The organism is Aeromonas schubertii (assembly GCF_000820105.1).
GTDB classification, from domain to species: domain Bacteria; phylum Pseudomonadota; class Gammaproteobacteria; order Enterobacterales; family Aeromonadaceae; genus Aeromonas; species Aeromonas schubertii.
Genome location: NZ_CDDB01000028.1, coordinates 1 through 15,270, shown reverse-complemented (window position 1 = coordinate 15,270; position 15,270 = coordinate 1). Strand labels below are relative to the sequence as shown.

The following is a 15,270-nucleotide window of genomic DNA, read 5'->3' as shown; positions in this document are numbered from 1 at the left end:
CCATCCTTCTGGACTAGGTCAGTTAAGGTTCGAGAGGGATGCTAGAGGCCAAAAATGACAGCGGCGGGGCAGTTTGATGTCACTTTGGTGACAATCGGCGCTGGTTTAAGCGATCTCTTACCTTGTCACCGGGCTGTCACAGGGGCGCGCTATCTCTGCTCTGGCCTAGTCCAAGGAGAGCCTATGTCCGCCGCGATCGAGAGCCATGCCCGCCACCATGCACGCAAGAGCGAGCAGATAGCCCACACCCTGCGCACCCTGATCCTGGGGGGCACCCTGCCCCCCGGCGAGCAGCTCCCGGCGGAGCGGATACTGGGCGAGCGCTTTGCCACCACCCGCATCACGGTCAAGGAGGCCCTGCAGCGCCTGGAGGCCGAGGGGCTCATCTACCGGGCGGAGCGGCGCGGCTGGTTTGTCTCCCCGAAGCGCCTCACCTACGATCCCGCCCGCCACCTGCACTTTCACCACTGGATTGACAGCACGGCGCGGCGCGCCCACACCCGGCTGCTGGCGGTGGGGCCGCTGCTTGCCGGCGCCGGTGAGTGCCAGTGGCTGGGCGTCGCGCCGCTCACACCGCTTGTGGAGATCCGGCGCCTGCGCGCCATCGACGGGCGGCCGGTGCTGCACGTGACCCACCAGCTGGTGGCGGCGCGCTTTGTGGGGATAGAGCACGAAGATCTGGAAGGGTCGCTCACCGAGCTCTATGCCCGACGCTTTGGCATCACCCAGGGCAGTGCGGCTCTGGACATTGAGGCCACCGCCGCCAGGGGCGAGGTGGCCCGCAGCCTGAACCTCGCCGAAGGGAGCCAGGTGCTGCGCATTCGGCGCCGCAACCTGGACCCGGAAGGCCGGCTGGTCGACGGGGACATAGAGCACTGGCGCCCGGATGCAATCCGGATCTGTCTCGAGACGGGGATGCTTGCGGCAGGGCATCCGTTGGCGCCCCCTGACAGCCTGACCGCCGCCGTGAGCAACCCGGGATAGAATAAGCAATGTTCACGCCCCCGCCCTGGCGCTCGCCCTGCGGGCTCAGGCCGCCTGTCGAACAGGATTAGCACCGGGCCCGGACATGACGCCACAAACACAACCTTTAATTTCAATAACTTACGCAATGCATTCGTCGCATTAAACGCAGCGTCATTGTCTCAGGTAATTGCTATGGGACTTATCGTACTTTTATATATAAAACTAATTAAATATCAATAACATAGATTATTTCACTTCGCTGCGTTGTTGATAGCGGCCATGTAAGTTGGAAACCGACCATTGAGTTGGAAACACAAAGACCCTGCATGGCAGGGTCTTTGTGTTTGCGCGGTGCATGAATGGCGCAGCAGCCGGGCGTTGATTGGCCAATATCAGTGACGTGACCGATGTCGATGCTCCGCTCGCGGTGGATCTTGATAGCAATCAGAACGATAGAGGCAAAATGCGAGCTGGCACGCTTGACGCACCAGCGTCCGTTGCGACAGACTGCCGCCGCATCATTGGCGATAACGCGATATGTTGTGAACGTGCCGCCCCTTGCCACCCTCAGTGCCGGGTCTCTCCCGCGCGGCCCGCTGGCTTGAGCTCTTTATCCGGCATCCTGCATCCCGCTCAAGTGCCAGCCCTTCCCGTTTATCCGGCCACTGCCCAAGGAATTGTGACTTATGACTACCTCGATAAACCAGGACGATATCAACAAGGCCCTCTGGTCTGCCTGCGACACCTTCCGTGGCACTGTCAGCCCTGATACCTATAAAGATTTCGTGCTCACCATGCTGTTTTTGAAATACATCTCCGATGTCTGGCAGGATCACTACGATGGCTACCAGGCCGAATATGGCGATGAGCCGGAGCTCATTGAAGAGATGCTCAAAAACGAGCGCTTCGTGCTGCCCAAACAGGCCAGTTTCTACGCTCTTTATGAGCGTCGTCACGAGCCGGGCAACGGCGAGCGGATCGATCAGGCGCTGCACGCCATCGAAGAGGCCAATGGCACCAAGCTCAAAGACGCGGGCAAGAGCGTGTTTCAGGACATCAGCTTCAACACCGACCGCCTCGGCGAAGAGAAGCAGAAGAACACCATACTGCGCCACCTGATGGAAGACTTTGCCAAGGATGAGCTCAACCTCAAACCGAGTCGGGTCGGCACCCTGGATGTGATCGGCAACGCCTACGAGTATCTCATCAAGAACTTCGCCGCCAGCGGCGGCCAGAAGGCGGGGGAGTTCTATACCCCGCCCGAAGTTTCCGATCTTATCGCCGAGTTGCTGGAGCCGATGCCGGGCGACACCATCTGCGATCCGGCCTGTGGCTCGGGGTCGCTGCTCATGAAATGCGGCCGCAAGGTGGTGGCAAACCATGGCGAGAAGCACTACGCCCTCTACGGGCAGGAGGCCATCGGCTCTACCTGGTCGCTGGCCAAGATGAACATGTTCCTGCACGGGGAAGACAACCACAAGATTGAGTGGGGCGACACCATCCGCAACCCCAAGCTGCTGGATAAAAACGGCGATCTGATGCGCTTTGATATCGTGACCGCCAACCCGCCCTTTTCGCTGGATAAATGGGGTTATGAGGAAGCGGGGAACGATAAGTTCGGTCGCTTCAAGCGCGGGCTGCCGCCCAAAACCAAGGGGGATTACGCCTTCATCCTCCATATGATTGAGACCCTCAAACCCAAGAGTGGGCGCATGGGCGTGGTGGTGCCCCACGGCGTGCTGTTTAGGGGTTCGAGCGAGGGGAAAATTCGCCAAGCGCTTATCGATGAGAACCTGCTCGATGCGGTGATCGGCCTGCCAGAGAAGCTCTTCTATGGCACCGGCATCCCCGCCGCCATCCTGATCTTTAAAAAGCAGAAGCTGGATGACAATGTGCTGTTTATCGACGCCAGCCGTGAGTTCAAGGCGGGTAAAAACCAGAACCTGTTGAGTGCGGACAATATCGCCAAAATCGTGGCTACCTATCGCAACGGCGGCAATGTCGATAAATACGCCTACCTTGCCTCGCTCAAAGAGATCAAGGAGAACGACTACAACCTCAATATCCCCCGCTATGTGGATACCTTCGAAGAAGAGGAGGAGATCGATCTGCTGGCGGTGCGTGCCGAGCGCGAACAACTAAAAACCCAACTGGCCGAGCTGGAAATCGAGATGGCCAAGTATCTGGAGGAGCTGGGGTACTCGGCGTGCGCTGGAGGCGCTGATGAGTGATTTAACATCACTCAGCAAGCTGAGTACGCGAGGCCGTGGATGGCCGACGTGGAACCAGGCCCCAGGGATGGGTGACAACACCAAAGGTCATACAATGCACCTTGGCCAACGTATTGGAGGTGGTTATGGTGCCTAATGGGTGGATTGAAGGGAGAGTAGGCGATCTTCTTGAAGGCTTAGAATCGGGAGTCAGTGTTAATGGTGAAGATCGAGATTTTGTTGGTGACGAAAACGCTGTACTAAAAGTTAGTGCTGTTACATATGGAACGTTTGATCCTACTGCCGCTAAAGTTATTGATGGGTTAGAGTTAGATAGAGCTAAGACAAACCCAAAACGTGGGCAGATAATTATTAGTAGAAGTAACACTGAGGAACTAGTTGGGGCAAGCGCATACATAGATAGGGACTATCCGCATTTATTTTTACCAGACAAGCTCTGGCAGACTATCCCCAAACAAAACTCGGATATGAAATGGCTAAGTTATATCTTAGCGTCAAGCCATGTTCGCTATGCCCTATCTAATTTGGCTACTGGTACAAGTGGCTCGATGAAAAACATCACCAAAGGTGAGTTACTAAGCCTCAAGGTGCTGATTCCTTCACCACTGGAGCAAAAAAAAATAGCCCAAGTTCTCTCCACTTGGGATAAGGCTATCAGCACCACCGAGCAACTGCTCGCCAATAGCCAACAGCAGAAAAAGGCGCTGATGCAGCAACTGCTGACCGGTAAAAAACGCTTACTGGATAAAAATGGGGTGAGGTTTAGTGGGGAGTGGGTACATGGGCGACTGGGCGAACTTTGCACATTTAAAGGTGGCTCTGCATTTAAAGAAAAATATCAGGGCCACTCAGAAGGTGATTTACCTTTTATAAAGGTTAGCGATATGAACCTTCGAGGGAACGAAAAATATATAGGCTATGCCAATAATTGGTTAACCAATCAAGCCGCCAAAGAGATAAAGGCTAAAGCCTTTCCAAAGGATGCCATTGTTTTCGCAAAGGTTGGGGCTGCATTATTACTTAACCGGAGACGAATTTTATTGCGCCCTACTATTATTGATAACAATATGATGGCTGCGATTCCAACCAGTTCTGGAGATACTGAGTTTATTTATCAGTTAATGTTGGCTGTCGATTTTGCAAAGTTTGTACAAGATGGTGCAGTTCCTTCTGTAAATCAGGGCGATTTAGCTTCATTTAAAATTACTTACCCTGAAAAGGAAGAACAACAGAAAATCGCTGCCGTACTCTCCACCGCCGATCAGGGAATTACAGTCTTGCAACAAAAACTGGCCGCCCTAAAGCAAGAGAAAAAAGCTCTGATGCAACAACTGCTGACCGGCAAACGGCGGGTCAAGGTGGAGGCGGCCGCATGAAAAAAGTGACCCTTCACCCCATGACCGAGGCCGAGGTGGAGTGGCTGGAGCAGCGGCTGATGGATTATGGCAACGACGATTCGATGCTGAGCCTGTCGGCCCTCGACGGCTTTCTGACTGCCGTGCTCTCCGGCCCCGAGCTGGTGCCGCCGAGCCAGTGGTGGCCGGTACTCTGGGGCGGTATACCCCCCGAGTGGTCGTCAGAGCGGGAGATGAAGCGGGCGCTGGACCTTATCATGGGCCATATGAATATTCTGGCCCACACCCTCTGTTATCAGCCCGAGCACTTTATCCCGGTACTGATGGCCAACCATTTTGAAGGGCAGGAGATCTGCATTGCCGAGGAGTGGTGCTTTGGCTATCTGCGTGGCATGGCGCTGGGGAACTGGCCCGCCTTGCCAGAGGAGCTGGAAAGCTCTCTTGAGGTGATCCGCCTGCATGGCAGCGATGACCAATTGCCACTGCTTGCCAGCCTGTCGCTGGCGGAACATCAACAGAGCGTGGCCGACGTGGGCCCTGCCGCCCTGCGGCTGCACGCCCATTTTCTGGCACAGCGCCAACCCCCTGCCGCACCTACGCCCGTCATTGCTGCCCCCAAAGTGGGCCGCAATGAGCCATGCCCCTGTGGCAGCGGCAAGAAGTACAAGCAGTGCTGCTTGCACTGACAGCCCGACGACGAGCACGGTTTATAAGCTGATGGTTTTTCAACAGCACATTGCGCACAACACAGAGGCATCCCCGCTATGAAGGCCTTGCCGAAATTTCAGGAAGAGTACAGCGCCAAGATCCCGGCCCTGACCCTGTTGACCCAGCTGGGCTGGACGTTTCTCTCCCCCGAGCAGGCGCTTATCGCAAGGGATAACAAGGCCGATCAGGTGGTGCTGCGTCAACAACTGCGCAGCGTGCTGGCCGAGCGCACCTTTGTGTTTGCGGGCAAGAGCTATCCGCTTTCCCCTAAGTCAGTGGACAAGCTAGTGAGCGAGCTGTGCAGCCCGGCCCTGAATGAAGGGTTGCAGGCGGCCAACGAGCGGCTCTATAACCACCTGCTCTATGGCATGTCGGTCACCGAGTTTGTCGATGGCAAGAAGGTAAGTCCCACCATCCCCCTGATTGATTGGCATCACCCGCACAACAACCGCTTTACCTTTACCGAAGAGTTTCGAGTCACTCGTGCTGGCGGGATTGGGTCGCGTCGCCCGGATATCGTCTGCTTCGTCAATGGCTTGCCCTTGGTGGTGATCGAGGCCAAGCGCCCGGATGGCAATGCCAAGAAAGGGCCCACCATTGAGGACGGCATTTCGCAAAGCCTGCGTAACCAGCGCCATGATGAAATCCCGCTGCTGTTTGCCTACAGCCAGTTGCTGCTCTCCATCAATGGCATCGAGGGGCGATATGGCACCTGCGGTACGCCAGAGAAGTTCTGGGCTGCCTGGCGTGAGGAGGACATCGCTGATGGCGAGATGACGGCCATCAAGAATCAGCCGCTCTCACCCGAACAACGCTCTGCCCTGTTTAGCCACCGGCCCGCCGCCGATCTGGAGTGGTATCACTCTCTGGTTGCGGCGGGCGAGCTGGCCGTCAGTGATCAGGATCGGCTGCTCATCAGCCTGCTCTCCCCGGATCGGCTGCTGGAGATGACCCGCCTGTTCACCCTGTTTGACAAGAAGGCGGGCAAGATAGTCGCCCGCTACCAGCAGGTGTTTGGCATCAAGCGGTTGATCGAGCGTATCAACCAGAAACGCCCAGATGGCGGGAGAGAAGGTGGGGTGATCTGGCACACCACCGGCTCGGGCAAGTCGTTCACTATGGTGTTCCTCAGCAAGGCGCTGATCCTGCACGACAGTTTGAAACAGTGTCGCCTGCTGGTGGTGACCGACCGGGTGGATCTGGAGAGCCAGCTCAGCAAGACCTTCGCCTCCAGCGGCGAACTCGCGGGCAAGAAAGATAAAGAAGCGGCCATGGCTACCTCGGGCAAGCGGCTGGCCGAGCAGATCGGTAAGGGCAGCGAGCGGATCATCTTCTCGCTTATTCAGAAGTTCAACTCAGCCACCAAGTTGCCGGAGTGCAGCAACAAGAGCCCGGATCTCATCGTGCTGATCGATGAGGGCCACCGCAGTCAGGGGGGTGAGAACCATATCCGCATGAAGCAGGCGCTGCCCAATGCCGCCTTTGTCGCCTTTACCGGCACACCGCTGCTCAAGGATGACAAGACCACCAACAAGTTCGGCCCCATCGTCCATGCCTACACCATGCAGCGGGCGGTTGAGGACAAGACGGTGACGCCGCTGCTCTATGAGGAGCGCATCCCCGATCTGGAGGTCAACGAGCGGGCTATCGACAGCTGGTTTGAGCGCATCACCCTGGGGTTAAACGAGCAGCAGCAGGCCGATCTGAAACGCAAATTTGCCCGCAAGGGCGAAATCTACAGCGCGGAGGATCGCATCAAGCTGATTGCGTTCGATATCGCCAGTCACTTTTCTACCAATATCGATGAAGGGCTCAAGGGCCAGCTGGCCTGTGACAGCAAGGCATCGGCGGTGCTCTATAAAAAGTACCTCGACGAGGCGGGGCTGTTCGAATCCAAGGTGGTGATGAGTCCGCCCGACAGCCGGGAAGGCAACACCGAGGTCGATGAATCGACCACCCCGCTGGTCACTCAGTGGTGGAAGGATAATGTCGGTGCTCTCTTTGGTTCTGGGGATGAGCAGGCGTACACCAGACATGTCGTGAATCGTTTCGATCAGGATGACGACCTCAAGTTGCTGATCGTGGTGGACAAGTTGTTGACCGGCTTCGATGAGCCAAAGAACACCGTGCTTTATATCGACAAGCCACTCAAAGAGCACAACCTGATCCAGGCGATTGCACGGGTCAACCGGCTGCACCCGAAGAAGAAATTTGGTCTGCTTATCGACTATCGCGGCATCTTATCCGAGCTCGATACCACCATCGGCAAGTATCAGGATCTCGCTTCCCGCACCCAAGGCGGCTATGACGTTGACGATCTCAAAGGCCTCTACAACCAGATGGGCACCGAGTACAAGCGGCTGCCACAGCTCTATCAGGCCCTGTGGGGCATCTTCGCCGGGGTGAAGAACAAGCAGGATATCGAGCAACTGCGTCAAGTGCTGGTGCCCAAGATGGAGGAACTGGACGGCGAACTGGTGGATGTGCACCTCAAGGTGCGAGAAGACTTCTACGAGGCATTGAGTGGGTTTACGAGCTGCCTGAAAGTGGCGTTGCAATCGGCCTCTTTCTTCGAGGACAGCGCCTTTAGCGAGGCGGATCGCCGCCACTACAAGGAGACGGTGAAACAGCTCTCCAGCCTGCGCCAACTGGTGCAGCAGGATGCAGGTGAGAAGGTGGACTACGACGAATATGCCGAGCAGGTGAAGAAGCTGCTGGATAAGCATGTGGTCGGGGTGGAGGTTAAAGAGCCGGGCGGCTTCTATGAAGTCGGCAAGATGGGTCAGCAGCAGCCAGAAGAGTGGAACGAGAACAAGACCCGCAACGAGACCGACATCATCAAGACTCGCGTCACCCGCATGATCGAGCAGGAGCTACGCGACGACCCCTACGCTCAGGAAGCCTTCTCCACGCTGCTGCGCCAGGCCATCCTTGATGCGGAGAAGCTGTTCGAGCACCCACTCAAGCAGTACATGCTGTTTCGGGAGTTCGAGGAGCAGGTACAAGAGCGCCGCCTGAGTGACATTCCTGACGCCTTTGCCGGTCATCGTCACGCGCAGGCCTACTTTGGCGTGTTCAAGAAGGTGCTGCCTGAGGTGTTTGCCATCACCGACAGCCAGGTACAGGACAAATGGATAAAGCTGGCCTTCGAGATCGACACCATCGTGGATGCATCGGTGGCCGAGCACTCCATCAACCCGCAGAACATCGAGGCGGGTATTCGCAAGCAGTTGCTGCCGCGTATGTTCCAGGAGTGCAAAGCAATCGGCAGTGGTATGGAGCAGGCCAAGAAGATCGTCGAGATGGTGGTGCAGATCACCCGCGTCGGCTTGAGTGGAGTCTGATCAGATGAATGTGCCTATTCGGGCCAAGGGTGATGCCGAGCCCCAGGCGCCAGCTCCATCCTTTCGCTTTCGCTACGGCGATGAGCTGATCGCCTTCGAGCGGGTGCAACGGAGACAGGCTAGCGGCAAGGTGCTTATCAAGGTGCAACCCGATTGCCGCGTCGTGGTCTCGGCCCCGCGTGAGGCGGCTGATGATGCGGTTCTCGCAGCGGTCAAGCAGCGCGGACGCTGGATCTACGAACAGTTACGCGACTTTCGCCAGCAGTTGGAGCACGTCACCCCACGCCAGTACATCAGTGGGGAAAGTCATTATTACCTCGGCAAGCAGTACCTGCTCAAGGTGATAGCGGCACCTGATGCTGTGCAGGGGGTCAAAATGCTGCGTGGCAAGTTGGAGGTGTCGGTCAGGAGCCTAGTCACTGATAGCGCAAAGAGAGCCGAGAAAGTCCAGGCACTGCTCGCTGACTGGTACAAGGCTCGTGCCAGGGAGGTGTTTGCCAGACGACTCAATGCCATGCTCGATCAGGCCATCTGGGTCACCGAGCGTCCGCCACTGCGCATCCTGACCATGCAGACCCAGTGGGGTAGTTGTTCCCCCAATGGCCGGATCACGCTTAACCCGCATCTGGTCAAAGCACCCCGCGAGTGTATCGATTACGTGATCCTGCACGAGCTCTGCCATATTGCCGAGCACAACCACAGCGAGCACTTTTACCGGCTGATGGGTCAGGTGATGCCCGGTTGGGAAAAGACCAAAGCGAAGCTGGATGGCATGGCTAACCGCTTGTTGACCTGAGTTATCTGCTCGTCAGTCACCCATAACCCGGCAAGCCCCCTTGCCTCAGTGCTGTTCAGAGAAGTACTTTTTGACTGATTAGTCACCGGATAAAACAAAAAGGCCTGTCTTTCGACAGGCCCTTTTGTTTTATTTGGCGGTGAGGGAGGGATGATTCGCCGCCAGGGCGGCTCACCCCTTCGGGGCGTCCTTCGGACGTTCGTCGCAGCAGAGCTGCTCCGCTCGAACCCGCCGAGGCTTCTCACCCTCCCTCGCGGGCCCGGGGCAAGAAACGAAGAAGGGCCCACCTGAGTGGACCCTTTCGAATTTGGCGGTGAGGGAGGGATGATTCGCCGCCAGGGCGGCTCACCCCTTCGGGGCGTCCTTCGGACGTTCGTCGCAGCAGAGCTGCTCCGCTCGAACCCGTCGAGGCTTCTCACCCTCCCTCGCGGGCCCAGGGCAAGAAACGAAGAAGGGCCCACCTGAGTGGACCCTTTCGAATTTGGCGGTGAGGGAGGGATTCGAACCCTCGATACGTTGCCGTATACACACTTTCCAGGCGTGCTCCTTCAGCCACTCGGACACCTCACCAAATTTTGTCAGCTTAATGTTTGCTGGCTGTGCGGAGCACGCTATGCGTGCTTTTCATATCGACTTCGTCGACGGGCAGCCACTCGGACACCTCACCAAATTTTGTCAGCTTAATGTTTGCTGGCTGTGCGGAGCACGCTCTGCGTGCTTTTCATGTCGACTTCGTCGACGGGCAGCCACTCGGACACCTCACCAAATTTTTTGCACCGCGCTGTGCGTCGGAACGGGGCGTACTTTAGAATCATCGCCCCTCACCGTCAACCGATTTCTGAATGAATCGGTCTGTTTGCGCAATTAGTGTACCGGCGAGCTGCCGACCTGGATCTCGGGCAGGTTGAGGTAGGCCTCGCGCTCGCACTCGGCGATCACTTCGTGGGTGGCCGAGACGGTGCTGTTGACAAACAGCAGGAACTGCTCGACCGAGAGACCGGCTTTGGTGAAGACGGTGTGCCCCACCACCAGACGAGGCAGACTGTCGTCGGTTACATCGACGAAAACCTTCAGGGAGGGGTACTGCATATTGAGGCGCCCCAGATCCGAGACCACCGCCAGCAGGGCCGACGGACGCAGCTCCAGCTCGGTGGAGAAGAGCAGCCCCTCCTCCTCGACGAAGATGCGGCTCTCCTGAACCCCGTCCACCGACTGCAGGGAGACGATATGAATGCCGTGGCACTGATCGCAGATGTAGTGCTCGATGCGGGCGGCCTGCAGCCAGCGCATCACCATTTCGTAACTGGGCGTATTCATGCTGTACAAGAGAACTCTTCAAGATGGAAGCGCGCAGTCTAAACCAAATCGTCAACGACCAAAAGCGCCGCGCTTCCCTCCCCCCTACCCTTTTGCTAACTCCCTGCCCCACAACTATTTTCATCATTCTGTCACCTGTTTTACACAGAACCGAAACAGAGCCCCTCTACCCTGCCGGCAGTCTTAACAAGGAGTGACAGCAATGAAAAAAGTGGCAGGACTTGCACTGCTTATCGGCGCCGCCCTGGCAGCCGGGTGCAACTCCACGAACGATTCCACCCCCGTCGCCAAGAACGTGATCTTCTTTCTCGGTGATGGCATGGGCATCAATACCCTGACTGCCTCACGCATCTACAGCGTTGGTGAAGAGGGCAGCCTCACCATCGACACCCTGCCCCAGAGTGCCTTTATCAAGACCTTCTCCCACGATGCCCAGGTGACCGACTCTGCCCCCTCCATGTCCGCCTACATGACCGGGGTCAAGAGCAACAACGGCGTCATCTCCATGGACGGGGATGCCACCTACGAGAGTGATTGCAGCAAGAGTGCCGGCAAGCGGGCCACCACCCTGCTCGAGCTGGCCAAGCAGGCAGGGCGCGCCACCGGCGTGGTCACCACCACCCGCATCACCCACGCCACTCCGGCCGCCACCTATGCCCATATCTGCAACCGGGATCTGGAAAACGACATCGCCGCCCAACTGGTGCCGGGCGGGGCTGGTTTCAACGGCGCCCTCGGTGACGGGGTCGATGTGGTGTTGGGGGGTGGCAGCCGCCACTTCCTGCCCGGCGACCAGAAGGGCAAACGCAGCGACGGACGCAACCTCATCAGCGAGATGCAGGCTCAGGGCTATCAGTTTGTGAGCAGCGAAAGCGAGCTGGCCGCGGCCTCCACCGACAAGAAGTTGCTGGGGCTGTTTGGCAGCAGCCACATGAACTACGAGCTCGATCGCAAAGGCGGCGAGCCGTCGCTCTCCGAGATGACAGTAAGCGCCCTCAAGCACCTGAAGCAAAACAAGCGCGGCTACTTCCTGATGGTCGAGGGGGGGCGCATCGATCACGCCCTGCACGACACCAACGCCAAACGCGCCCTGGTCGACACCGTGGCCTTCAACGACGCCATCCAGGCCGCCATCGACGAGGTGAAAAAGAGCGATCCCGAGCTCAAGAACACCCTCATCGTGGTGACCGCCGACCATGACCACACCCTGGTGCTGAACGGCTATGCCAAACGCACCGGCAAGACCACCGCCACTAACCCAGGCGTACTGGGACTGGTGAAGAACTACGGGGACGGCAACCCGACCCTCGACAAAGAGGGCAACCCCTACACCATCATCGGCTTTGGCAACGGCCACAACCGGGTCGAGGGGCCGCGCCAGAGCCTGGACGAGGCCACCGTCAGCGCCGATGACTACGCCCAGGAGGCGGTCGTGCGCATCAGCGACGTGGCCGGTGAAGAGACCCACGGTGGCACCGACGTCTTCCTCGGAGCCATGGGCCACGGGGCCGAGGGCTTCCACGGATCCATGGACAACACCGCCGTCTTCAACGTCGTCAAGGCCGCCGCCGAGCTGTAAGGAGCACACCATGAACAAGCACACTCTCGCCGCCGTCCTCGGCCTGGCGCTCGCCAGTGGCGCCACCCAGGCCGCCCCGGCCAAAAACGTCATCCTCTTTATCGGCGATGGCATGGGCCCCACCGTCCTCACCGCCACCCGCCTCTACAAGGTGGGGGAAGAGGGCAACCTGGAGATGATGAAGCTGCCCTACGCGGCGCGCGTCAAGACCTTCTCCCACGATGCCCAGACCACCGACTCGGCACCCTCCATGGCCGCCTACACCACAGGCGTCAAGATGAACAACGAGGTGATCGGCATGAGCAGCGACACCCAGGCGGTGGCGCCGGGCAAGGATGCCAACGGCAACAAGAGCATCAACAACTGCACCGGCGATAACGGCACTGCGGTACCCAACCTGCTCGAGCTGGCCAAGGCTGCTGGCAAGTCAGTCGGTGCCGTCACCACCACTGAGCTGACCCACGCGACCCCGGCCGCCACCTATGCCCACATCTGCCACCGTGACGCGGCTTACGCCATCGCGGCCCAAGCAGTACCGGGGGGCGCGGGCTTTAACCAGGCGCTCGGTGACGGGGTCGACGTGCTGCTGGGGGGTGGGGCCAACCACTGGACCCCTTACGGTCCCGGCAACAAGAAGGGGCGCGCCGATGGCCGCGATCTGACCGCCGAGCTGACCGCTCAGGGTTATCACTACGTCACCACCAAGAGCAGTCTGGCGGGCGTGAATGCTGGCAAGGTGCTTGGCCTCTTTAGCGCCACCTCGCACCTGGATTACGACCTCGATCGACAAAACAAAGGCGCGGCCTCGACCCAACCGTCCCTCTCGGAGATGACCGCCAAGGCGATCGACCTGCTGGCCGGCAACGACAAGGGCTTCTTCCTGATGGTCGAAGGGGGACGTATCGACCACGCCCTGCACGGCACCAACGCCAAGCGGGCACTGACCGATGCGGTGGCGCTGGACGAGGCGGTCAAGACGGCCCTGGCCAAGGTGGATCTCACCGAGACCCTGGTGGTGGTCACCGCCGACCACGACCACACCATGACCATCAACGGCTACGCGGCCAAGGGTAACCCTGTGCTGGATCTGGTCAAGGACAAGGCCGGCACCCCGGCCCTGGATGCCGACGGCAAGCCCTACACCACCCTGGTGTTTGGCAACGGCCCGAACCGCCCGGACACTCGCCCCGTGCTGACCAGCGAGGTGGTCACCGCCGATGACTACCTGCAGGAGACCGGTGTCAGACTCGACTCCGAGACCCACGGCGGCGGCGATGTCATGCTCTTTTCGGGGGGCGCCGGCAGCACCGCCTTCAAGGGCACCATCGACAACACCCAGGTGTTTGGCAAGATCAAGGCCGCCCTCGGCCTCTAATCCCCCGCGGGGCGGCCACGCTGCCCCGCCTCTCTTGAGAAGAGCCCATGCAACGAATCTCCCTCCCGATTCTGGCCCTGCTGGCCGCCCCCTTCACTCAGGCGGCAGGCGCCCCAGACCTGGCCGCCCGCATCAGCTACGAGGTGCGCACCACCACAGCCGACGGCATCGTCAAGGAGAGCCGCTGGCAGGAGCGCTGGCTGCGCGTCGGCGACACCCTGTGGAGCGAGCGCCTCATCCCGCTGCCCATCGCCCGCGCCTTCCACGCCCGCCACGACGGCCAGAGCGGCCACAAACACTTCGCCTATCAGATGGCGGCACGCTGGATAAGCCCGGACGCCCGGGGCGCCCCCTGGCTGCGCTACGCCGACGCCTGGCATCGCCAGGTGGTGGAGGTGCCCCCCGAGGAGTATGGCCAGGTCGCCTTCAAACCCGACTGGGCACGCCTGCGCCACCTGGTCGACCCGGCCAGCCTGACCACCATGACGCCGCAAGACGACCCTGCCCCGGAAGGGGCGCGTTGGTATGAGCAGCATCAGGGGAACGAGCGAACCCGGGTGCTCTGGTCTGAGCGCGAGCAGGTGGCCCTGGTGCTGGAGTCGGGGAGCCTGGATGGCTGGCGCAGTTACCGCATGACGCTGACCCGCCAACCCATTCCCAAACAGCTCCCCTGGCAGGCCTTTAACGACTATCCCACCCAGGATCTGCGCGATTTCTTTGACTGAGCCCCGCCCATGGGGGAGGATGGAGCACCCCTCACCCTAGCTCTCTGGCCCGCTGCCCTATGCCACTGCTGCTCTGTGCCCTGCTTGCCCTGCTCGTCAGTGGGTCCGCCCTGGCCATCGAGGTATTGGCTGCCGAGGTGCCCCCTTACGCGATCAAGTCGCAGCAAGGGGCTCCGACGGGCATGGCCGTCGAGGTGCTGGAAGAGGCCGCCCGGCGCCTGGGTGAGCCACTCCATATTGAGGTACTCCCCTTTGCCAGGGCACTCAGTCAGGCCCGTCATCGCAAAGATGTGCTCCTGCTGCCCCCCGCCTGGAGCGAGGAGCGTGCCTCGCACTTTCTCTGGATTGTGCCCCTGCTCGAGGAGTCATTCGTGCTGGTCACCGACCGCCGTCACCACCCGACCCCGCTCACCCTGGCCGAGGCCCGCCGCCGCGGGCACAAGATAGGGGTGCTACGCAACTCCCTCGCCCACGACCGGCTGCGCCGAGTCGAGGGGGTGACCCTGGAGCTGGCCACCGAGGAAGTACGCAACGCCCAGAAATTGTCGCTCGGGCGTATCTCGGCCTGGGCGGCGGCCTGGAATACGGTTAACTACAACCAGCTCAGGGCCGAGCTTCCCACCTCCCATCTCCTGCGCGGGGAGACGCTCCAGCGCACCAGCCTCTATCTGGCCGCCCACCCCGAGTTCCCCGCAGCCCAGGCGAGCCGCTGGCGCGCCGCCCTGGAGTCGATGCACAGAGACGGCACACTGCGGCGCATCCTGGCCCAATACGACTACCAGGCCCCCGAGCCGTAAATTGCCAAACGCATCCCTTCTGGTTATGGTATGCCCATGTGACCCGCCATTTCCCCCCTCTTCAGGGCCACCCCCTC

11 protein-coding genes, 1 tRNA gene and 2 other RNA genes are annotated in these 15,270 nt (G+C 59.5%); 10 read left to right on the top strand and 4 right to left on the bottom strand.

The window, feature by feature from the left end; genetic code table 11:
* The first annotated feature begins 183 nt into the window (after positions 1-183).
* From BN1133_RS05220 to BN1133_RS05195, 6 genes are all read left to right on the top strand, one after another.
* Positions 184-984 (top strand): UTRA domain-containing protein, encoded by an 801-nt coding sequence (locus BN1133_RS05220; protein WP_050665495.1) that lies wholly within the window; start codon positions 184-186, stop codon positions 982-984.
* 668 nt (positions 985-1,652) lie between these two features.
* Positions 1,653-3,197, top strand: coding sequence for a type I restriction-modification system subunit M (locus tag BN1133_RS05215; RefSeq protein WP_050665494.1), 1,545 nt, complete (start codon positions 1,653-1,655; stop codon positions 3,195-3,197).
* Between the two features lie 101 nt (positions 3,198-3,298).
* The gene (locus BN1133_RS05210) at positions 3,299-4,573 is read left to right on the top strand and encodes a restriction endonuclease subunit S (protein ID WP_153006659.1); all 1,275 of its coding nucleotides are present in this window, start codon (positions 3,299-3,301) and stop codon (positions 4,571-4,573) included.
* A complete protein-coding gene (locus BN1133_RS05205) occupies positions 4,570-5,238 on the top strand; it encodes a UPF0149 family protein (RefSeq protein WP_050665492.1) in 669 nt (222 codons plus the stop codon). The genes BN1133_RS05210 and BN1133_RS05205 overlap by 4 nt, the downstream gene beginning before the upstream one ends.
* Positions 5,239-5,316: 78 nt before the next feature.
* A complete protein-coding gene (locus BN1133_RS05200) occupies positions 5,317-8,604 on the top strand; it encodes a type I restriction endonuclease subunit R (RefSeq protein WP_050665491.1) in 3,288 nt (1,095 codons plus the stop codon).
* 4 nt (positions 8,605-8,608) lie between these two features.
* Positions 8,609-9,400 carry a M48 family metallopeptidase gene (locus BN1133_RS05195; protein WP_050665490.1) on the top strand — a complete coding sequence of 264 codons (792 nt, stop codon included), beginning with the start codon at positions 8,609-8,611 and terminating at the stop codon, positions 9,398-9,400.
* A 134-nt stretch (positions 9,401-9,534) separates the two neighbouring features.
* Here BN1133_RS05195 and BN1133_RS19585 read toward each other — a convergent pair.
* The 4 genes from BN1133_RS19585 to BN1133_RS05185 form a co-directional block, all read right to left on the bottom strand.
* Positions 9,535-9,665: non-coding RNA, RtT sRNA (locus BN1133_RS19585), on the bottom strand.
* A gap of 43 nt (positions 9,666-9,708) precedes the next feature.
* Positions 9,709-9,839: non-coding RNA, RtT sRNA (locus BN1133_RS19580), on the bottom strand.
* Between the two features lie 43 nt (positions 9,840-9,882).
* Positions 9,883-9,970 (bottom strand) — tRNA-Ser (locus BN1133_RS05190).
* Positions 9,971-10,264: 294 nt separating this feature from the next.
* The gene (locus BN1133_RS05185) at positions 10,265-10,717 is read right to left on the bottom strand and encodes a type III secretion system chaperone family protein (protein ID WP_050665619.1); all 453 of its coding nucleotides are present in this window, start codon (positions 10,715-10,717) and stop codon (positions 10,265-10,267) included.
* A 202-nt stretch (positions 10,718-10,919) separates the two neighbouring features.
* Here BN1133_RS05185 and BN1133_RS05180 point away from each other — a divergent pair, with 202 nt between their 5' ends.
* The 4 genes from BN1133_RS05180 to BN1133_RS05165 are packed head-to-tail and all read left to right on the top strand — an operon-like array spanning position 10,920 to position 15,193.
* On the top strand, positions 10,920-12,296 hold the full coding sequence (locus tag BN1133_RS05180) for an alkaline phosphatase (RefSeq protein ID WP_050665489.1): 1,377 nt from the start codon (positions 10,920-10,922) through the stop codon (positions 12,294-12,296).
* 10 nt (positions 12,297-12,306) lie between these two features.
* Positions 12,307-13,671, top strand: a complete 1,365-nt coding sequence (locus BN1133_RS05175; RefSeq protein WP_050665488.1) for an alkaline phosphatase — start codon at positions 12,307-12,309, stop codon at positions 13,669-13,671.
* A 47-nt stretch (positions 13,672-13,718) separates the two neighbouring features.
* Positions 13,719-14,396 carry a hypothetical protein gene (locus BN1133_RS05170; protein WP_050665487.1) on the top strand — a complete coding sequence of 226 codons (678 nt, stop codon included), beginning with the start codon at positions 13,719-13,721 and terminating at the stop codon, positions 14,394-14,396.
* 59 nt (positions 14,397-14,455) lie between these two features.
* The gene (locus tag BN1133_RS05165) at positions 14,456-15,193 is read left to right on the top strand and encodes a substrate-binding periplasmic protein (protein WP_050665486.1); all 738 of its coding nucleotides are present in this window, start codon (positions 14,456-14,458) and stop codon (positions 15,191-15,193) included.
* The last annotated feature ends 77 nt before the right edge of the window (positions 15,194-15,270 follow it).